The sequence below is a fragment of the Vibrio sp. V15_P4S5T153 genome (assembly GCF_963874485.1).
GTDB lineage: Bacteria > Pseudomonadota > Gammaproteobacteria > Enterobacterales > Vibrionaceae > Vibrio > Vibrio anguillarum.
The window spans coordinates 120,540-141,044 of the sequence record NZ_CAWNHR010000017.1 but is presented as its reverse complement, the minus strand read 5'-3'; the positions used below and the strand labels follow the sequence as shown (position 1 = coordinate 141,044).

18 protein-coding genes and 2 pseudogenes are annotated in these 20,505 nt (G+C 37.4%); 4 read left to right on the top strand and 16 right to left on the bottom strand.

Translation table 11 applies throughout. From position 1 onward, the window contains the following. Window positions 1-79: 79 nt before the first annotated feature. The 5 genes from AACT42_RS10855 to AACT42_RS10835 all read right to left on the bottom strand — a co-directional run bounded on the left by AACT42_RS10855 (window position 80) and on the right by AACT42_RS10835 (window position 4,774). Window positions 80-1,213 carry an SPASM domain-containing protein gene (locus AACT42_RS10855; RefSeq protein WP_094134207.1) on the bottom strand — a complete coding sequence of 378 codons (1,134 nt, stop codon included), beginning with the start codon at window positions 1,211-1,213 and terminating at the stop codon, window positions 80-82. Further along, the gene (locus AACT42_RS10850) at window positions 1,200-1,799 is read right to left on the bottom strand and encodes a hypothetical protein (protein ID WP_094134208.1); all 600 of its coding nucleotides are present in this window, start codon (window positions 1,797-1,799) and stop codon (window positions 1,200-1,202) included. The genes AACT42_RS10855 and AACT42_RS10850 overlap by 14 nt, the downstream gene beginning before the upstream one ends. Further along, a complete protein-coding gene (locus AACT42_RS10845) occupies window positions 1,789-2,982 on the bottom strand; it encodes a radical SAM protein (RefSeq protein WP_094134209.1) in 1,194 nt (397 codons plus the stop codon). The genes AACT42_RS10850 and AACT42_RS10845 overlap by 11 nt, the downstream gene beginning before the upstream one ends. Next, a complete protein-coding gene (locus AACT42_RS10840) occupies window positions 2,969-4,069 on the bottom strand; it encodes an SPASM domain-containing protein (RefSeq protein ID WP_339373642.1) in 1,101 nt (366 codons plus the stop codon). Before AACT42_RS10840 ends, AACT42_RS10845 begins: the two co-directional genes overlap by 14 nt. A 228-nt stretch (window positions 4,070-4,297) precedes the next feature. Then, window positions 4,298-4,774: a hypothetical protein gene (locus AACT42_RS10835; RefSeq protein ID WP_021485945.1), complete on the bottom strand. Its 477-nt coding sequence runs from the start codon at window positions 4,772-4,774 to the stop codon at window positions 4,298-4,300. A gap of 232 nt (window positions 4,775-5,006) precedes the next feature. Between AACT42_RS10835 and AACT42_RS10830 the strand changes: the two genes are divergently transcribed. Next, entirely contained in the window at window positions 5,007-6,314 is a 1,308-nt protein-coding gene (locus AACT42_RS10830) for a hypothetical protein (protein WP_094133363.1), read from the top strand. Window positions 6,315-6,456: 142 nt separating this feature from the next. Then, window positions 6,457-6,711, top strand: coding sequence for a hypothetical protein (locus AACT42_RS10825; RefSeq protein ID WP_094133364.1), 255 nt, complete (start codon window positions 6,457-6,459; stop codon window positions 6,709-6,711). 59 nt (window positions 6,712-6,770) lie between these two features. Here AACT42_RS10825 and AACT42_RS10820 read toward each other — a convergent pair whose 3' ends face one another. After that, on the bottom strand, window positions 6,771-7,457 hold the full coding sequence (locus AACT42_RS10820; RefSeq protein WP_094133365.1) for a hypothetical protein: 687 nt from the start codon (window positions 7,455-7,457) through the stop codon (window positions 6,771-6,773). Between the two features lie 233 nt (window positions 7,458-7,690). Here AACT42_RS10820 and AACT42_RS10815 point away from each other — a divergent pair, with 233 nt between their 5' ends. Next, window positions 7,691-8,161, top strand: a complete 471-nt coding sequence (locus tag AACT42_RS10815) for a hypothetical protein (RefSeq protein WP_094133366.1) — start codon at window positions 7,691-7,693, stop codon at window positions 8,159-8,161. 34 nt (window positions 8,162-8,195) lie between these two features. Here the strand turns inward: AACT42_RS10815 and AACT42_RS10810 are convergent, their stop codons facing one another. From AACT42_RS10810 to AACT42_RS10770, 10 genes and pseudogenes are all read right to left on the bottom strand, one after another. Next, complete coding sequence (locus AACT42_RS10810; RefSeq protein ID WP_094133367.1) at window positions 8,196-9,455, bottom strand: multifunctional CCA addition/repair protein; 1,260 nt, start codon at window positions 9,453-9,455, stop codon at window positions 8,196-8,198. A gap of 6 nt (window positions 9,456-9,461) precedes the next feature. Continuing rightward, a complete protein-coding gene (locus AACT42_RS10805; protein WP_094133368.1) occupies window positions 9,462-10,028 on the bottom strand; it encodes a non-canonical purine NTP pyrophosphatase in 567 nt (188 codons plus the stop codon). Window positions 10,029-10,039: 11 nt separating this feature from the next. Further along, window positions 10,040-10,399, bottom strand: coding sequence for a hypothetical protein (locus AACT42_RS10800; protein WP_094182779.1), 360 nt, complete (start codon window positions 10,397-10,399; stop codon window positions 10,040-10,042). Between the two features lie 186 nt (window positions 10,400-10,585). After that, window positions 10,586-11,758 (bottom strand): annotated as a pseudogene (locus tag AACT42_RS10795) (RNA-guided endonuclease InsQ/TnpB family protein); the annotation flags it as partial. Window positions 11,759-11,934: 176 nt separating this feature from the next. Beyond that, window positions 11,935-13,299 (bottom strand): hypothetical protein, encoded by a 1,365-nt coding sequence (locus AACT42_RS10790; protein ID WP_094133482.1) that lies wholly within the window; start codon window positions 13,297-13,299, stop codon window positions 11,935-11,937. A gap of 59 nt (window positions 13,300-13,358) precedes the next feature. Then, complete coding sequence (locus tag AACT42_RS10785) at window positions 13,359-14,573, bottom strand: hypothetical protein (protein ID WP_094133483.1); 1,215 nt, start codon at window positions 14,571-14,573, stop codon at window positions 13,359-13,361. 41 nt (window positions 14,574-14,614) lie between these two features. Next, the gene (locus tag AACT42_RS10780; protein ID WP_094133484.1) at window positions 14,615-15,184 is read right to left on the bottom strand and encodes a hypothetical protein; all 570 of its coding nucleotides are present in this window, start codon (window positions 15,182-15,184) and stop codon (window positions 14,615-14,617) included. Window positions 15,185-15,249: 65 nt separating this feature from the next. Beyond that, window positions 15,250-15,360 (bottom strand): annotated as a pseudogene (locus tag AACT42_RS24805) (autonomous glycyl radical cofactor GrcA); the annotation flags it as partial. Between the two features lie 88 nt (window positions 15,361-15,448). Further along, window positions 15,449-15,862: a hypothetical protein gene (locus tag AACT42_RS10775; protein WP_094133485.1), complete on the bottom strand. Its 414-nt coding sequence runs from the start codon at window positions 15,860-15,862 to the stop codon at window positions 15,449-15,451. Continuing rightward, on the bottom strand, window positions 15,863-18,358 hold the full coding sequence (locus AACT42_RS10770; RefSeq protein ID WP_094133486.1) for a T6SS effector antibacterial DNase: 2,496 nt from the start codon (window positions 18,356-18,358) through the stop codon (window positions 15,863-15,865). 379 nt (window positions 18,359-18,737) lie between these two features. On the opposite strand from AACT42_RS10770, the gene AACT42_RS10765 reads away from it, so the two are divergent. Next, on the top strand, window positions 18,738-20,372 hold the full coding sequence (locus tag AACT42_RS10765) for a site-specific integrase (RefSeq protein WP_094133487.1): 1,635 nt from the start codon (window positions 18,738-18,740) through the stop codon (window positions 20,370-20,372). Window positions 20,373-20,505: the final 133 nt, after the last annotated feature.

Below are 20,505 nucleotides of genomic sequence, written 5' to 3'. Positions count from 1 at the left end.
AATCACAATAAATTTTGAATGATTCTGGCATAAAACCATCAATTCGTCAATTACTTTTGGTTTTATTTATGTATAATTACTAACAATAGAACTTTGCTTTATCTTGGCTCATAAACCATTTCTTTAGCCTGTCTTTTCCATGAGCAATAATTAATTTTTCGCAGTGTTCGAATAACGCAAACCAAACCTCACAAAAGTAACTTTCTGAATACTCATCGCCATTGATCATGGCATGATTCATACAGCCACCTTTGCAGTAGTTTCGGTATTTGCAATCAATACATTTTGAATTTGACTTAATCCCTCGTTTCGAAAGTTTTCGAACTAGCTTGAAGTCAGCGACTCCCTCAACTGCGTTTCCAAGCTTATGACGCTTTGTTTCCGCCATATCCATGCAAACATACAAATCACCATTTGGTTCAACGCATATTGATTTTGATGAACAACCATAAGCAAAAGGGCAAGAATCCCCTGTGCCACACAGCTTCGTGTCTTCTTCTAAAACCATTCTAAGAATGTGTCCAAGAGGTTCTATTGGAGTGTCATAGTTAAGAACCCATTCATCCATTATCTCTATCAGAGCCTTCGCCATTTTATCAAGGGGAGCAATATCAACTGGATTGTTCGCTTCGTATGCTGGATAGAGACCAATCGCATAACCTTCACTTAAAGCCTTTTTTGCTTCCTTTACTGCATTTTGCAGACCATTCAAATCAAGTACGTATACAGAACCCGTTGGAATACTTTTACACACATCGACTACATTAACTTCAAATCTTTTCCTGTAATTCTCTGAAGTTCCTTTAAACCTTCTCTGATCCGTAAAGTGGTCTACTGATGTAGTCATTCTTCCTTCAAACTTGTCCCATAGTTCCTTTAGCTTCTCGGTATTCCCCACAAAATTACTTTGCGCACCGTCTTTAAAATTGTATCCCGACCTTTCAAAGACCGCCCTGGCATAATCAATACAGCTTATAAACATCTGACTAGGAAGGAGTGAAATCTCACCTCCAACGTACTCTAGGTCTACGTAATCTCCCGATTTTGAACCTATTGAGGGTAAGTAAGTATTCACTAGGTAATCAATTGAGCGCTTGAAATCATCCTCACTCATTCTACTGTTTGATGAATGTGGAGCTATACAATACGAACACTGAGCATTGCATTTTTTAGTCATTCTAAACTGAATGGTATAAGTACTACTTTTCATCATTTACGATCCAATGAGTTAAATTCGGTGTGATTATTCTTTTAGACCATAACGGACTAATCCATGAACCAGGCAGCTCATTGAACCAAATCATTTTTTCTTGCCTAAACATTAGGCTCATGAAATGCATGTAATGCACTACTCTAGGATCCTTTAAGGCTGGCTTATCTGAGTCACCATAATCAAACAACTGTGTGTAGTGCGTTGAAACATCACCTAACAATTCGTTTTCTACTTTAAAGAGTGAAGCATTAGGAGGAAGCATAAGTGAGTGAGTCCTTACATCGTTGCTTATACTGAATAACTGGCTCATCAACGAGCAAAGCCTTTCATTGCTTTGAGACAAAAACCCATCCCGAATTACTGGATGAAAGTATACTGACTTACCCTTTTTTAAATACTTAAGCAGAGCGCACAATAGCAACTCGAAATCGTCTGATACGATTAGCACATCAGGTTTAACTTCATAAAGTGGTGGTCTTAATTTAGTAGACTCCAAATGCCCCCCGTAAGGCACTGCTTTAGAAAGATACTCATATCTTTGTGTGCCTTTAGGAATTTTTTCATATTTAAGATAGTTAACGATCATCTGAAATCCGTTTTAATTTATCAATATTGCTTTGTATGTAGCTAAGGAAGGACCTTAACCCGTGACATTCTAAGCCATCTTTTGGATTCCATAACCTTGACCTTTGTTGACACCCACCTTTGCAATTATCAATAAATTCACAAGCTAAGCATGTTTTAGGTAAGCGTTCGTTAGCGAAGAGTTGCTGAGTTCTTACTGGAGAATTTTCTATATCAGCAATACTGTCTTCGAAAATATTACCAAAGGAAAGAGGTGTCGAGTTCCCAATTTCAGCAACGCAGGCGGTGATTAATCCATCAGTTCTTGTTGAGAATCCCTTACCAGAACCGCAGGCTATATCCACTAGCTCTTGGTCATGAATAAGGTCTGCTATCATTCCATGAATAGGATCCACTCGTAACACACCATCTTCTTTGGATTTGTTTAGAAGCCACTCTGTAATGAGAACATAGTAATCAGACTCAGCCTGAAACCCCATATGCATGTTTTTTGAAATACTGTATCGCTTCCTTTTTCTCGAAAATTTTAGGTGTTCAGAGTTCTTATCGGAAAGATATACTGCATAGTCATTTTTGGACATAGAGTGTTCAAGATAGCTGCCACCTGGCACTGCGTTGTTAATCTGAAAGTTTCTAATTCCAAGGTCATAGAAATAATCAAAAAGCTCAACGCCTTTATCAATAACATCAGGCGTAGTTGTAAAAGACAATACAACTTGTTTACCATGAGCAACCCAATCATTTATGTTTTGTTCCCAAACCTTAAACTTTCTTTCATCAAATCTATTTGGCTCATAGCTAGTGGCAATAAAGTCGAATAAATCCGCAATTTTTTTCAGCTTGGAAAGGTGCATAAAATTGGTCATCAATGTAATGAAGGTGTGCTTTCCTGTCTTTTCAAAATCAAACTTTCCACGAATGTAAGGGATAACTTCTTGGTAAAATTCGGCATCAACCAGTGTTGGTTCACCCCCCATGATGGTCATTTCAGCATTTTGAATGTTAGATTTCACAAAATGTTCCGCGTATTTATCTACTACGATTTTGAACTGCTCTACGCTCATTCTTGTTTTATCATGTCGCATAGCCTCTTCAATGAAGCAATGTTCGCATGATAAGGAGCAGTTCATGGTTGGATAAAAATAGTATTGAGCGACTTTTATATCTTGATTAGTGTGCATCATTCAAAAGTACCGATAGACGTTCTTGATGGTTTCTGATGTACTCCATAAATGGCTTAAGACCATGACAGTTAGCCTTATCGCCTTTCGCATTCCAGAATCTAGCTCTCAACATACAAGAGCCGTAGCAGTTACTTAAAAACTCACACTTACGACATTCTATATCAAGACGACTCCCCATAGAGCTATGCATTTCCTTGGCTTCTGAGTTCGCAATATCTTGCACATTGTCTTTATAGATATTTCCATAGCTAAGCATATTTTTACTGCCAATTTCCGAAGCACACCCAGTTATGGCACCATCGAAACGAACATTCATACCTTTGTTGATACAACACGAGATATCATCAATCTCATGGTTGTAAACAACTCCACTAATAAAGCTATTTACTGGATAGACATTTACATCAATCCTATCCATTCTCTTTTTATAGAGCCATTCAGTAACAGCAATGAGGTATTCAGCTTCACTCTTAAAGTCAGGAATGATTTTTGCGTTCTCAATTACGATTTTTCTTCTATTTCTTAGCGGGATCGACAGGTCGTCCGTTCTAACGGATACATGGCTTTCATAGAATTCGTTGCCGAATTCATTCTCGATAATCTTTCCTTCAGGGACTATGGTATTTAGCTGAATAAACCTAATTCCTTTATCTAGGAACTTGTCTAGTAAATCAGTACCTGCGTCAATGACATCTTGTGTTGTAGCCAAAGATATGGACAAAGGCTTACCAGATTCAAGATAGATATTGAGATTCTTTTCCCACGTTTCTTTTTTACGATCAATGCTTGCGACCATATTGGCTGAGGTGAATCTCGCTGGTTCATAACTCGTAACCACAAGGTCAAATAAATCCCTCATTCTTTCGAGATTCGGCAGGTGAAGTAAGTTCGTTACTATCGAAACCATAAACCCCTTACCAGTTTCTTCGAAGCGTTGTCTTAGGTATGGGATTACTTCATGATAGAAATCACTTGGGATTAACGTAGGTTCGCCACCAATAATCGTAATCTCAGCAAACTGAGCTTTTGAATCCTTGAAATGACTGGAAAACTTATCTGCGACGATCTTGAATTGATCCTCGGTCATGGTTTCCTTTGAATTTATCAGGCTCTTATCAATAAAACAGTGCTGGCATGAAAGCGAACACCTCATTGATGGGTATATATGGTATTGATAGTTATTCATTTCTTTGGTCATTTAATTTATTAATAAAAATGGATTATATAACCAAAGAAACGAGTCAAAATTGATGTGGGTCAATAAGAAAAGAACAAAAAGTGGATGTTTAACGTCCTTGTCTCAAGGACGTTTTTATTAAAGATAGCAAAGTCTAAAAGTGGCAGTGCCTTGGTAGAATCCTTTCACGTTATGATTCGTAACATGCGCTGTAGCACCAACTCTAAGATTATCAATTTTACCTAAATGGTCGAATTGGGTTCTACCGTTGTAGTCCATATCACCGCCATAGGAGAATCTATCTACTGGGATCATTAAAGTATGATTTTGTCCGTTACCCGTTGTCATGATGATACTGTTTTGAACAACATAACCTCTAGCTTCCCACCCTGCTGCACCCTGCGCGGCAAAAACAGCAGCTTTAGCAGAATTTGGTGATGTCACAATTGGTTCATTGTGACCAACAAAGGTGGATTCGAACTCAAGATTTCTAACGACCTGGATCGAAATGGGAGCCATAATCTCAAGCGAGGCAGTAAAGTTCTGGTCTTCAGCCTGCACAGTGGCTGATGATGCTATCGAAGCTATCGCTAACGCTATTATTCTTTTACTCATTAATATTCCTTGACTTTTTTATTGACTAATGATTTTTATCTGCGAATTATATCAAGGAAAGTCTGTTGTACAAGATCTAATCTAAAAAAAATGATCATTATAGGAAATGTTAAACTATTAGGTAAGAACACCATTTTTTAACAATCACTATGTTAATTATTAATTTGATTAATTTTGTTCTTTGAAAACCAATTGTTTGATAAAATAATAAAAAACAAAATGAGCTTAAAAAATGAATAATTTTGAAATTATCGAACAAAACAAGAACCTTATAAATAATCCATTTGAAATAAATGAAGCTGAATCGACCTTCACAGTAAATGGTGTGACTTATGGGGTAAATAAGGCTACGGTGAGTGTTATTGCTGAAGCATTTATCAAGGCTAAAGAAGATTCTGCGGTATTGAATAGACTGAATAACCTGTTTGATGCTAAGCAAATTCAGTCGGGCGAACGCCTAAACAATATGACTTTTCTATGCGTAAAAAACGATTTTTTCGGAAACTGGATAGAGACCAGTGAATCTGATGATTTTGACACAGCAACGTATTTCGCTCTTGTTGATTTAAAAGCAAAAGATAAAAGCGATTACTACAATGTTTTGATGTCTCCAGACAATCCAAATGTTTTTTGCAATTGCTATTCAGAAAATGGTGTTCCTTTATATGAAGTTCATTATTACAAAAGCAAAAATGAGTATGGACTTATTTGCAGTGGAAAAACCTTTGAAGAGGTGATTGGGAAATATGAAGAAGTAAAAGACGAACTCCCTACGCCAATAACACTCATGAACAACTATGATATTGCCAATATTGAGCTTAGTGATGGAGTAGTTATTGAAGTTAAGCAAGACAGAAAGGCTGGAAGCATTGTAAACCCAACTGACTATCAGGTTAGATTAGTCAAAGGGGATAAGGTATCTGATACGATGTACATTAGCGGTGAACCGCTTAGCATCCTTAATCTTCGCGATGGTAAAATTGACTATGAAGAGTTTGGTTTAAGTCCAGATGATATCGTCAATCAAGCTGATGTTATCCAGTCAAATATCAAACTAAAGATAAAAGATGATGTACGATCAGAAGAGATCCAAGATATCATTGCTAAATCTGTTATGAAGTTAGGCGATGAAGAATACTCTAAATGGATTTGTTTAGAAAGCGATGCTAGCCCATATCAAATCTCATTTAGAGTTGAAAACCCTAAACATTGCTCTGAAGATCAATTGCACAATATCGATTTTCAGATTAAGCATAAGCTTGGCGCTTACGTAGGTGACTACTCTGGGCTGATGATTTCTTCAGAATACATAGCTAGAACACTATCTAACAACAGTAAATTCAATTCAGGTATTTACGATGATAGATTAGAGGAAGACATGCAAAATGAAGGAGTGTTAGATATCCCTTATGAAGACCTAAGAATTGAAGATATGATTGCGAGATACATCTCTTTCCCTGGTGATTGCATTGAAGTCCACTTAGACGAATTCAATGAAAGAAACGCAAAAATATCGAAAGAATCAACCCTTTCAATTTAAGTTTTTTGATGTTAAATTAAAGATAATTGATTGAGTTATTTTGAAGATTCCATTGACTCAGTCAGTTATTTTTGTTCTCAGTAATAAAATAAATAAAACCAATATAACCGTATAAGAATACAATGTAGGAAACTCTGCAATTATGAGCGATAAAGAATTGGAAGTGCGTCCATATGACCCACTATACAAACAAAAACTGAAACGCAAAAACTTAAAATTAGTTACTGAAGCTGGTTACATTCCTACATGCTTAGCAGAATTCCACTTTCGGATCAGAAAAGAAAACCATATCATTGATTTTTATCCAAGCACAGAAACCTGGATTATTGTTAGCAATGATCACACTAAACCCAGATTTGGTATATTAAGCATGATCAAATTTTTAGAAAAAATTTAATCGTCTAATTGACGAAAACCTCCCTTTATAGAGAGGTTTTCACTTCAATCTAACAAAACTTAGTACTCCATTTCAGGTTCGGTTATTTTGAAGCTTTTAAGATCATCAAATCCTCTATCTCTTAATTCAATCAGTTCATCCAGATTAATCTCTACCCATTCACCCAATAGATCTCCATCTTCAACAATAGATTCCATTTGGTCTAACGTAAGGTTTTTCTTTCTGTGATTACTTATTAATATATCGTGGTACTTGAGATCTAATTCAGCACCTTTCCAGAAATATGCTTTATTTAGAATTGCGGATTTATCACTATCTTCATACATAAATTCATCTGAATAATTCGATGAAGATTTATCTATAACTATGAAATCAAAGTCTTTGGAAGATTCCATTTTTTTGTATAAACCTAACGCGGTTTGAGTAACATTTTCTCTATCGCTAATCAATAAAGCTCCACCTTCAATCTTAGAAAGCTCAATCATCAGTGATTGATATAGCAGTGAACCGAATCCAGGATAAGCTCCTGTAGTATCAGTTACGAAATATACTGATTTTCCGTCAATCTTTTCATCAGATCGTTCAACAGATACTTGACCAATAGTTTCAAAGTTTGAATATTGATTCTTTTTATCAATATAGAGAGTTACACATAACCTTAGGTCATCAGAATAATGATTTACTAATAGTGAAGGATTGACAGAGGAAATGGCTTTTAAATTTTCAATCGACTTAGGATCTAACATTTTTGATATTCTTTTTTATATTATTCTTAAATAATTTTACCACATAAAAATATAAGTTTAATGTTTTTGTTATTATACACACTATAATGACTCATGGTTATTCTCTGGGTATAATAATGACAGTTTTGACTGTACAGGTTGTAGCTGAAAAAAGTTTGCGAAATATTTTCAAATAGCTACTCAAAACAAGCTATGCAGTGATATAATAATTAAAAATTCATTGAGAGATAAATATGAAAGTTACTAAAGAATCACTCAGCAGACAGAAAGCTATCAAACTAATTTGGAGCCAAACAAGCCCTGACTTTAGAGGGCAGCTAGGAGGTAAACCATCAATTATGCTTAATGCTGCTGATGGAGGTGGTCTATGTACCGTTGACAGGTTAACTGACGCTCAATTTGAACGCTACTTGCAAGATGCAATTGATTCAAAAAACAGAGACACATGTAAAGATTTGGCTATTAAAATCTTTAGTCAGCATAAAGATGTCTTTGCACCATTAGACCTTCTTGATAAAAACTGCGGAACCATCAATCAGTGGTGTCGTGACTTTAATGGAATCAGAGAGCTTGTAATCGGCTTAGGTTCAAAAGGTGATGGTCATTATAGTGACGATAAAGCCAAAGAAATACTAAAGACTGTCGATCACTTTGAAGAAGTGTACAACAGAACCTCTGAACCTTCAGCATCGCTTTCCCGTTAAAATAAAACGCTAGAACATTGTTCTAGCGTTTTTTCTATTTTGGCTTTCTGTCTGTAGGTTGATTCTTTTTTTGAGTGATTTTATGTTCGGAAACAAAAGGTTTAATCGCTCTAATTCTAGCCTCTAAAACTTGCTGCTCTACATGTTTAGATTTCTTATCAATCTTCGAAAGATCCGCCTTTTTTGCCAGCTTTAACACCTGCATTAGGTAATCTCTTTGCGGGTAAGATTCTTCTTCGAATCCCGTTCTACCACGAGAATCCGCTTCACCGCAGATAGCCAACATCTCCAAGTTCTTAGGATTTCGGATTGCATCAATAGCATAGAAAAATTTGATAAATGTTGAAGGACTTCTTAAGAAAGCTTCATGTGAGTGAGTGTGAAATTCAGAAGCAATTTTACCAAATGTTCTGTATTTCTTCGGCACCCTCAATCTATCACAAATATCATCAACTAAAGGAACACCTCTAATCTCGTGCATGTGATGTCTTGGAAGAATATCCTTCGGTGTTAGCCCCTTACCTAAATCGTGAACTAGCACACCAAATCGAGTAACTGAACAGGTAGTTAGCTTTACAGATTGCTGAAGAGCCATCATAACATGAATACCTGTATCAACCTCTGGATGATACTCGCGTCTTTGTCTTACACCGAACAACCGATCAACTTCTGGCAAGATCTCTTTTAAAGCACCAACTTTCTTCAGAACCAGGAAGAACTTGTGTGGGGATTGGGTTTCTAACGCCCCCTTAATCTCGCTCCAGATGCGCTCTGGAGAGATTGTTGTCAATTCACCAGAGCTGACTACCTTCTTCATCATGTATAGCGTTTCAGGAGCTACAGTGAAGCCCAGATGCGAATATCTTGCTAGGAACCTTGCAACCCTTAGCACCCTTAAAGGATCTTCGGTAAAAGCCGTGGATACGTGGCGTAGTAATCTAGCCTCGATATCTTTCTTCCCGCCATATGGATCAATTAATTCGCCAGTTTCTAAATCTTGCGCAATGGCATTAATAGTAAGGTCACGTCTAAAGAGGTCTTGCTCGATAGAGATTTCTGGAGAAGTGCTCGGGATGAAGCCATGATAACCAGTACCTGATTTCTTCTCGGTACGAGCAAGCGCATACTCACATCCATCTTTGAGAAAAACTGGAAAGGCTTTACCCACATTAATAAAACCATCATTGAGCATGTCTTCAACACTAGCGCCAGTTACTGCGAAATCTCTATCTTTAGGCTCAATACCTAATAATGTATCTCTGACAGCGCCACCTACTAAATAAACTTTGCGCATAAAACCTCACGATTGATACTCACCCTTCCAAGGTGGAATACTATTAATTTCAACTTCTTTTATTTTTTTATCTAAGATTAGATTTTGGATGGCAGTCTTTCGAGCAGAGAAATCATCTTTGCATCCATCCTTCTCAAGCTCATAAAGAGTCTTACTGACTCCATTAGGAACAAAGAAAGGATCAAATCCAAATGCATCATTGGGAACATCCTTAATGTCTTTAAACGTTCCGTGTGTAACCCCTTGATACAAAGCAACACTATAACCATTATGAAGGGCTAACGTTGTAATCCACTCAAGCTTACAATCACTTGAATCTGCGATCTGACTAATCTCTGATAGTCTGTAACGGATATCCGTAATTTCTTCGCCGTTAACTTTTAAGATTGTATCTTCGACTATCGCGCCTTCGCCAGCTTCAAGCGATTTGTAAATCGCAACTTCAATTGAGTCCTCTGATTTCACTTCTTTAAGGTCTTCACCATGCTGAATGTCAACATCTAGACCATCAGATAACCTTATAAACTCTTTTAATTTGTTTAAGTTTGAAGTAACCAATCTAATCTTGTTCATACTATACCTAATTAAGGCTTAGAGTAAAGAGTCAATCCTACACCAAATATAATAAAAATCACACCAATAAACTCAAGTTGATTAAAACTTCTTTGATGCAAAATGAATTGATTAATTATGAAGCTAAAAATTATGGAACTACCCAAAGCCACCAATGATAGAAGAAGATAGGGAAAGGCTTTTACTCCGTTCGTGTAGTAATATGCAAAACCGACTGATACTACAACACTGATAGGCAAGCACATGAGTGCTACTTTACAATATGAAACCCATCCTAATTGAGCATCAATATTCTTTATTGCAACTAAGTTTTGCATGTGTGCGCCACACGTTGCGACAAATAACGCAAGAAAAATTCCTAAGCTTGTCATCCTAAACTCTTTATTATTAATTGTTTTATCAATTTTAAATGACGTTAGATTGTTTTTCAAACAAAAACAATATGACATTTTAATGGATATGGTTGTATGTAACGAGCGATGAATGAGTGTTGAAGATTGACATTCTCACCTCCCTCGCTTCGCGCCCACTACGTGGGTAAGGAAGGGGATTCATTGTTATTTGATTAACAATGGCTGGCTTCTCACGAATCCAGTTGATTCCTGCTTACAGAACTCTAATGAGTTAGGATTTCCGCAGGCTAACACGCCATGTCCTGACGCTAAAATATTGAGACTCGCATTATCATCAGCGTTGATGGTTAAGCCGCACTTCTCACAGACAAATTCCGATTGAGAAAGTCGGTTAGCTTTACTTTTATGACCGCAGCAAGAGCAAGTTTGACTGGTTCCTTTCGGATCAACCTTTAAAACCATGCCGTTTTTCCACTGCTGCTTGTATTTGCAAAAATCCATTAGCATTCCCCAACCCTGTTCGAGAATACTTTTATTTAATCCTGACTTTTGCTTAACCTTTTTACCTGGCTCATCAAGTGTTCCTTTGGATGAATGAGTCATGTTCTTCACCTTTAAATCCTCAAACACGATGATTGCGTGGTTCTTGCTCAAGTAACTTGAGAATTTATGCAGGAAGTCATGGCGAACAGCGGAAATTTTGCTGTGTAGGCGAGTGATTTTTTGTTTTGCCTTTTTCCAGTTATTGGAAAAACGTGTTTTTTTAGCGAGCTTTCTTTGCAGCTTCGCTAACGTTTTCGAATGGACTTTGAGTGCGGACAGACCATCCACATAAAACCCATTAGAAAGCGTTGCAAGACGTTTTATACCTAAATCTACCCCAACCATCGACTTTGAGTGGTTAGGGCGTTCAGAACGTTTGTATTCGGTCTGGAATGAGACATACCAGTGACCATCCTTGTGTGTCACTGTGGTGTTTTTGATTTTCCCAATAATATCTCTCGACTTGAAAAAGCCGAAAAAGCCAAGCTTAGGTAAGTATACGCGACGACCTTCAACTTTAAATCGTCCAGTGTATCGAAAGCCATTATTGCACCTTGACCGTTTCTTAGTGACGGGCATCCGTTTATTAGGTTGCGTTTTATCAAACGCATCCTTATAAGCTTTATCTAAATCTTTTAGGGTTTGTTGAAGCACGGTGGAATCAACTTCTTTAAGAAAAGTGAAGTGCTTTTTTACTTGGGTAAGATGAAGACACATGGTTGCATAATTTTCAACGTAGTGACCGCGTTTGAGTCGGTATTGTTGACGTTTTAGGAATAAATTCCAGACAAAACGACACGCGCCAGCCTGCTTCCAGAAAGCCGATTGTTGTTCTTCATCAACTTTAAGTCAAAACTTAAATGCACGTAATATCTTCATGTTTTGAATCATAAATGAATAATAAATTCAAATCAATAACGCATTGCTACGCAATGTGCGCTATCCATCTCTGCCTCATAAGGACAGAGCTTTTCGCGCATCTTTGGTAATAAAAAAGGCTTCTATTCATGTTAATCTTTCTTACTGAAGGAGAGAAAGTGACCTCCTTGAGAGTTCTCTTCCTTATCCTTCACAACAGAGGAATTCTCATCAATATCAGAAAGCTTCACTTCTTTCGTATGAATAGCTTCTGCACGAAAATCTTTGTAACTTTTAACTACCGACACCATTTCAGGAATTTTATAATCTCTTATTCCATATAAACGCACAAGTTTTTTAGAAACTACTCCCGATCTCATTCCTTGAAGTGAATAGTCATGTATTTGTGGATTTTTAATAAACTTTCTAATGTCAGGAACCTGCTCAACAAACTCACCGAAAATTAATTCTCCTAATCTAAAGTTAATATTAGAAAAGTTCGATGTCTGAAAATTGACATGAACTGAGCAATCAAGTTGAGAAATCAGCTTGGAAGCCATCACATCTTTTTCATCAATAATCGTCACATCTAAGTCAGAAGATAATAACAACTTAAGCATTAAATCGTAGTGTGAGTCATTAAATAGGAAGATTTTTTTTCGATCATATTTTTTAACTTCATCTAAAGCATCAATATAGGTAATCCACCTCTCTGGATTTTCTTTTGGATTAGTTTCTCCGTCATATTTGAAGTAAAAATGACCAGTGTGCATATTATGAATTAGAGCTTTTGATGTTTTGACATTTTTGAACTGATGCAATTCTGATGAATATCCTTGCTCTCCTGGCTTACTCACTGAATCTGATATTCTACGTAATAAAAATTCTACGCTATGACCGTACCCTCTAGTATCTGGCAGATCGCATGTTGAAAACGAGAAGGAGTCAATATATTTATAAGAGTTCTCCTTAAAGCTCTGTATGCATGACTCTTTTGAACCAAATTCATCAGATCCTGAATATTCACGCATATCAGTTATTGGGTAGTAATCGCAAGAAACAAACTCATAATTACTTAAGATCAGATCGAATAGTTCTTCATTATTAAGAAACCCCTCATATCTACAATAAACATCCTTATCATTTATATGACGAGCAAGTATTGAATGAGCTTGACCATCAAAAGCTAAGCTACCATTTTCATGCATAGTAATATACGTAGGAAGTTCATCCATAATTCCTTTGTATTTTTGGTATAATTCAAGATTTTTCTCTTTTTTCTCCTGAATTTGTTGTTCGCGCTCTTTTAGCATAAAGTTGATTACGTTCGCGTCAAATCCTAACTCATTGTTTTCTGTTAGCACATGATGCTTACAAGTAATCGATTTTGTTAGGTTTTCTATTTGTGTATCCAACTCTGCTTCTTGATTATCTGACAATTTGATACGTATAAGCGAATCCAACCAAATCTTCAGAGTTTCGCTAACATCACAGGAATTCTCTACTAAAGTGTACATTTTTATTCCTTTTATTTATTTCAATTTACAAGGTCTGACTATTAATCAGACCTAAAAACTTAAAAACCAACATCTTCTAAAGGCTTAATTCTTTGATTTTCATTGATAGAAAAAAGAGATTCCACTTCACCCTCGATTGAAGGTGTCACTAGGTTCTCATTAACAAGCTCTTGAAATTTTACGATATCGAAATCTACATGAATTATTTTTAAAAACTTTGCTATTTGTTCGAAATCAGTGATTCGATCTAAGAACACTTTCGGGAAGTTATTTCCTTTTAGCCAAGAGTCAATTATTGATTGAATCCTTGCTTTTCGTTTTCTAATATTTAGCATTGTAAACGTTAAAGTTAATGTGTTATGCATTTCAGAAACATCATAATATTCTTCAAATATCTTGCTAGTCTTTTCCAATATGTATTCATCACTCTTAGAATAATCAATCATGCTTGGTGACAAATACAAATAAAGATCATTCATCAATGAATTGGCTAACATACTCAAAAAGTATAATTCATCATCAATAACTAAGTAATCATCAATTAGTGATAAAGTTTTATAACTCTTATAATTTATTGCATCTGAAATATCATCAATTTTCCACTGATATTTGTTTGATAGAGTTAAATAGAGTAGGAGGTACGAACAATTATCGTAAAAATCACAGTCTTTTTCACTAAGCGAAATGATAAATTTCCTACAATCAAAATCACTCAATAACCAAGTAGCCATATGGGTGGTCTCTTGGCGCGAATTTAAAAAAGAAAAAATATCGTGTAAGTCCACACTTTGTCTATAAGCTAAACACACATCCTCAAAGAATGGTTTGTTTGAATAATCCAGTAAGGCTTGCAGTGGAGATCGTTCAATATTGTTAATTTCATAGACAGTAAGATCATGCTTTAACACAAATTCCTTAACTGAAATTCCAGTGGTTTCACTAAATATGGAAATTGCTTCTGGTTTTATCTCTTTATTGTACTGCATTAGAGATACAGCTAGAATTTCTCTATAGACCTCAGTTCTAACCTTATCTGATACCTCTCTTCCTTGAAATTCTTCAAGGTGCATCTTAAAGACATTGAGATTAGACAGAAAAAGACTGGATAACAATGCGTCTACTAGATACATCCAGTGACGGTCTCTATATGATTCTCTGACTTCATTTATCGCTCTGTCACTAAAATCTTCTTCGATACAAAATTTTTTGTAGTCTGTATTTATTGGATAACAACTTTTCTCAAGAATGAGTTCATTCAACGTTTTTATTTTCATTATTATTTACCATTAAAAGCCTCTATCAAGAGGCTTATCTATTATTTATATTGTGTTTTTCGATACCTTTTCCAGTTTCGCTCAGAATACCTTCTTTCATAGTCTGTGTACCAGTCCTTCATTTCCTGAAGAAGCTCTCTATCCTTACGCTTAATCTTCTTGATGCGAACACCTTCAAAGCATTCGTCATCTTGATTTTTCATCACCCTGGCAAAAGACTTTTTTCTATTACCTCTACCATATTTGCGCCTTCTTTTTTCTGCCGCAAACCCGCTTACACGGAAGTAAAAGCGATATATTAGGTCATCAATTTCTTTTGGATTGAGTTCAATATACTCAGACAACACTTGAGCTTTTGGTATAACGTTTCCTGCGAGATTTAGAATCTTGTAATTACAGGAACTGTAAAAACCATCTTTATCATCAAAAGCAAACTTTGCTCTTTCAGCATCAGGTAAGTTGTACTTTTGATTCCAGCTAATTTTTTCAAACTGATCACCGAACATATAGTTAAACCTTCTGATACCCATTGATTTAATGAGTTCATATAGATTATTTACAATCTGCTCATGACCATTGATATCTACTACAATATACGTTTTTTTAAACATTTTTCTTCACCTAGTTTTAAACCAAACTAAGTGAAACCCTGATCTATTGTTCGGATCATAAGCTCTTAAATCCTATCTGTAAAAGTTCGGGTGATAACATCTTGTTGCTGCTCTCTAGTTAAAGAGTTAAACCTTACAGCATATCCACTTACGCGGATTAAAGTGGGGAACTTTTTTAGACTGAGTAAGTTGGGTAAAAAATCAGACTCAAAATAGAGAGTAATATCTTACCCAAAACCTTTGAATGAACTACTTAGTTTAATTCTATGAGCCAAATCGAACTTCTTCAACCAAGCCAGTATCAATAGAGTAAGTCACCTCCACATTGCCTTCGAACTTATCAAAAGGTGGAACCATTCCTAAAACAGGTAGTTTTCGCGCTTGAACTATTTCAATGGGGTTCCCAAGAATACTACGAACTTCATCAGCATCCATATGACTATTCAATGACTTGGGGAAATGCCCATCAGCACTTTTCTTAAAGATAATAACTTCAAGTATCTGAGTATGCTTATTGAAGATCAACTCAGCTTTACTGCTATCCGAAACGATATAGAAACTATCTAAACTTTCATCAACAATTTCAGGTACGTTCCCCCCTATAAGCGAAAGAAAGGATGCATCTTTTAATAAAGTTTGATACGTATTTCCTACGAAACATTCATAAGAGTGGCTCATTTAATACCATCCATTTTGTTTATTGAGTCTATGTATTTCTTGACGAGCCTGTTCGAGTTCATCTTGAGAGTACCCCTCAGCCTTGAGACAAGCTTCTATAGCATCAAAGTTATTATCAACAGCTTTTTCTAAGTTTTCTGCGTCCAATTGTTGCTTCTCTGTTCTATTTCTTCCGCCATAAGTTTCGCTGCATTTTTGATGGACTTGAGATGGGATTGCTATACCTACAGATGTTTTCTTTATCTCTGCAATTTGGTTTTTACTCAATTTACGACGATAGAGCATTTCTGTAGCTTTAACCAGTGCCGAAAGAGAAGGAATATGGTCAATATCCATACCATCTTTTTTACTTCTGGGCGCTAGCTCACCGTAAGTTCCGACCTCCAATGGTTTTACTTTAGGTTTACTGAAAACTAAATACAGTGGAGATAACCCTGCATCAGCAGGAAAGGTGACAATATATTCAGCTAGATCTTCTTCTGGGTAGAGAACCGTGCCAATTTCTTGCTCATGCTCTTCAATTGGACGAACCCAGATGTTATGAACATCCAGTTGGTCATTCTCGGGTAATACGGTATCGGGGGTGAGGACATCAGTTGAACCGTCAGGTGTCCATGTAATCGTGATACCGTTATCCAGCTCAGCAATAAAGTGTTGACCTCGCTGAACAGCTTCACGCTTCGCCACGCGATCCCCGTATGCACTTCCTTCACCCGTTTTGATACCCACAATTTGCTGCTTGCCATTTTCATCGGTGTACATATTAAAACGGACGCGCATCGTAGTGGTATCACTCGTAGCAAACTCAGGGTTGCCATCAAGTGTTCCATCCCCAAGCTGAGAAGGCCATAATGCAGTAATCAAACCTCCGCCAACTCGTGCAAAGCTGCCTAGTGCTTCACCTGAGATGCTCCATTTCCCTAACGTAGAGGTGGTATTGGTACTGACAATCCCAAGATTAGAGCCTGCTGTACTCGCAGGCAACGCTAAAAATGCCAGCTTGCCATAATCAGTTGCTTTCGATTCCGTAGACAGTATTTTCAAGTTAACTACAGGGATGTCTTTTTCGACCAACCTTTCGTTACTAATTGATACTATTGACGTTTCAGCTAAACAGTGGCCTGTATAGCCATAAAATGTATTCAACGGTTGGTTAAATCGCTTAGGACTCTCTGGTGGTATCTCATAAACGGATTCCTTTTCTATGCGTTGAGGTTGCGGCTTCTGCACATTCAGAGAATCACCTAACGATAAAGACATCGGGTCTGCATCATATTGCGGATTAAGATCCAACAAAGCTTTCGGGGCTAGCCCATACTGGTTGGCAATCTTCGCCCACGTTTCTCGCGTTCCTGTTTCGGGATCGGTTTGAACAATATGATTAACTGGCTTTGGTTGTTTTTGTTCGGCTGGTTTCGCTGCTTCAGTTCGTTTAATTATGGGGGATTTGGTCGCCTCAAGTAGCTGAGGGATATCTAATTTTACCCCATGCTCGTTCAACCAATCATCGGTCAAATTATCTAACTCATCACGAGTAATTTGTCTTTCTAGGTAAACGAGATACTGATTTTCGACAACTTTACAGCCAAGCTTCCAAAAGACCAGAATTGCTGTTTGATCCGTGTTGTAACCTCTTTCTGGATCAAGACGCTGATGCCTGCTTAGGGTGGCATAAAAACTCCAACGTTTATCACCCTGTAAACGGTACTCTTGTACCAACTGGTTGTCGTGGAAGTGATAATAAAAGCCTTCGGTAGGGAATCCTAATCGCTCACCCAATTGAACGGTAGGTGTCACGGGAATAAACCCTTCATTAGCAACTTGTGCGCCGATATTCCTGACTTTGACGGGGTGTGTAGGAGAAATCCCCATAGGACGAGAAGCAACTTGAGCGACAAGGCGTTTAGGTTCATCAAATGCAGTCTGTATAGTGTAGCGGGTGCCATGTTCTGTCTTTGTTTCAGCCCAGCGCCCTAGCTCCACTTCATTCTCTGTTTTTGCCAAAATAAAGTGGCAATTACCAGATTTAAGTACCGAACCTTGAGAGCACGCAATTTCAAAGCTGTATTCATACTTTAACTTAGGTGGTTCATCAGAGTAATCACGTCTCGGAGGCTCAGGAATATACGTTGGCATCGGCAACGGCGGATGTAGGCTCTTACTTCGACTGTAGCCAGCGCTACTTCCACTCATTTGAGTTCTAGCTAGCAATGCACTTTGTGCAGCAGGTTCAACGTTATCGGTAGCTTGAGAGTTCAAAGACCACGTTTTGCCTCCCCCCATAGCACCTGATTCAGAGATCAGCATTGGTGTTGAAGGCGAGTCCGTCAGTAAAACAAGGTGTCCTTGCCTTAGCTGCTCCATAAAAGCGTTAAATCCCATCCCTGATGGAATTGCCGTCTTCAACTCGTTTTCATTGAGTTCATTAAAGCCACCTTCAACTTGTCCAAACTCATAAGCCATTAACTCTGTGATCCGTACAACTCGATAGCTCATATCACCTTGACCTGATTAAATATTTTACGATTTCATTTTAACCACTATGCCATAGATAACATATCGAACTTAAAACGATTTATTGAATGAGAATCACATATTGATAAGAAGTCATCCACCGTCTTATAACGGTTCTTAAGTGGTGTTAAAGTCAATTGCGCTATACGAAGCCACTAGGCTCTGATTAACGATCTTCAGATAATACGATAAGTATATCCAAGTACAGGCTAAGCTACAGCACTCCCTACTCTACTCTCAGCCCAAACAATGAATGTTTTAATATGTTTTTTACGAATTACATATAAATTGGACTGGTTTTTAGACTGGCTTTAATTAATACTCATTTAATTCAATATAATGGAGTGGAGTAGAGCAAGATTTGAGCGATAACGAAGAACTCGAAATTGGAGAGAAAGACCCTGCAAGGCACATTAAATACAGTGATATAGGTAAAGATCTTATCGTTGTTTACGTCAAAGTACCTCGATACCCCATGATAAAGCCTGAAGTTAATCAGGAGACAGGTGAAATTGACTTTACCGTCACGTATGACAAACGTGCCACAAAGAAACTGAAGAAAAGCAATCGAATCCCCAAAGTAGACGACCACGCTATACTGCCAGTCATTTTAAACCAAGACGGTGTCCCACTCCTTTTGGAGAACCTGTACTTGAGATACCGAATGAACCGAATTAAAGAAGATACGTTGAAGCATGAGGCGGCAGCAATGCTCGCATTCTGCCGATTTGTGTACTCCAGTCAATGGGAAAATGATATTGGTGAAGTGGAGCATATGACCTTCAGAAGCTTGACCAAAAATCCCAAATACGGTGCTCCATACCTGTTTATGGCTGATCTTGTTAATAATTTACAGGCATTAGATCCATCTAGTGGCATTGTCTTAGAGGATGGTTGGGCTACGAGTACCGCAAAATCCTATGTGAGCTGTGTAATTCGATTCTATCGCTGGCTTATGGAGTCAGGGTACTTAAAGGTAACGAATGACTACACGCCATTTCACAGTAAGGATTATGAAATTAGTTTTACTAACAATGGTAGCCTTGGTCACACCAGTAAGGGGATGAAAGTAACGATACAAACGACTGACATCATGCAGGAATTCAATACAAATAAAACATCTTCCGTCCCTGCATGGCAAACACTAAAACCAATGACTCCGCTTCATCGAATTATGTTTGAAAATCAACTCAGCAAAAGTTCTGGCTCGGCAAAAAGCCTAATGTATGAACTTTGCTTAGAAGCGGGGTTACGGATGAATGAAGTATGTACATTTCCTGAATCCGTTGTTCGCCCACCACGATCTGGAGAGAGCATTATAAAGGTAAGCATTAGCGAACTCCTGAATGGCTGTAAAACTAAATTTAGTAAGCAAAGGACTATTGAAATTAGCGACAAGCTGATGCAGAAACTGTGGGATTACAAAGCATCTGATGCAAGACTTTCTAGACTCGAAAAGGCTTATAACCTAGATGTGCCAACTGATGATAATCCTATGGGCAATAAAACATTTGATCAGATTGGCTTACTTGAAGAACAGAAAGAGTTTGAGCTAGAGCCTCATGGTCGGTTGTTTATATCCGAAAAGTCACATGAACCAATTGCTAAAAATACACTGCAACGCTATTTAAGTGACATTCGGAAGCATCTAACTATCAACTATGACCGAGAAGCCCAAATAGCCCTTGGTACTAAGCCTGATGAGGCTGACGCTGTCTATGATTTTCATGATCTTGAAGAACGAAAGCGTCACAGCCTCATTCCTGATTGGTATTACCGACCGCACGATACTCGTTCGACATTTGCTACTAGATGGCTGATTAGGGAACACATTCAGCGACAAGTTCCAATGGAGATGCTGCTTGATGAACTGATGCTTCTCATGGGGCATGAAAACGTCGAACAGACAAGAAAGTACGTTAAGTTTTTGGACGCAAAATTACTGCGTTTTAAGAACGCATCCAGAAAAAATATGAACGCATCAATGATGTACTAAGGCTGATATTAAGTGGTTAGAAAAAGCTTTATGAAAAAGCGCTCCACAGGCGCTGTAAGAAGAGAAGTGAAGACCAGAGAAGCCTTTGATTTGAGTTGGCTTAAGCTCAGTTATGAGGGGCGGAGGTTGATTT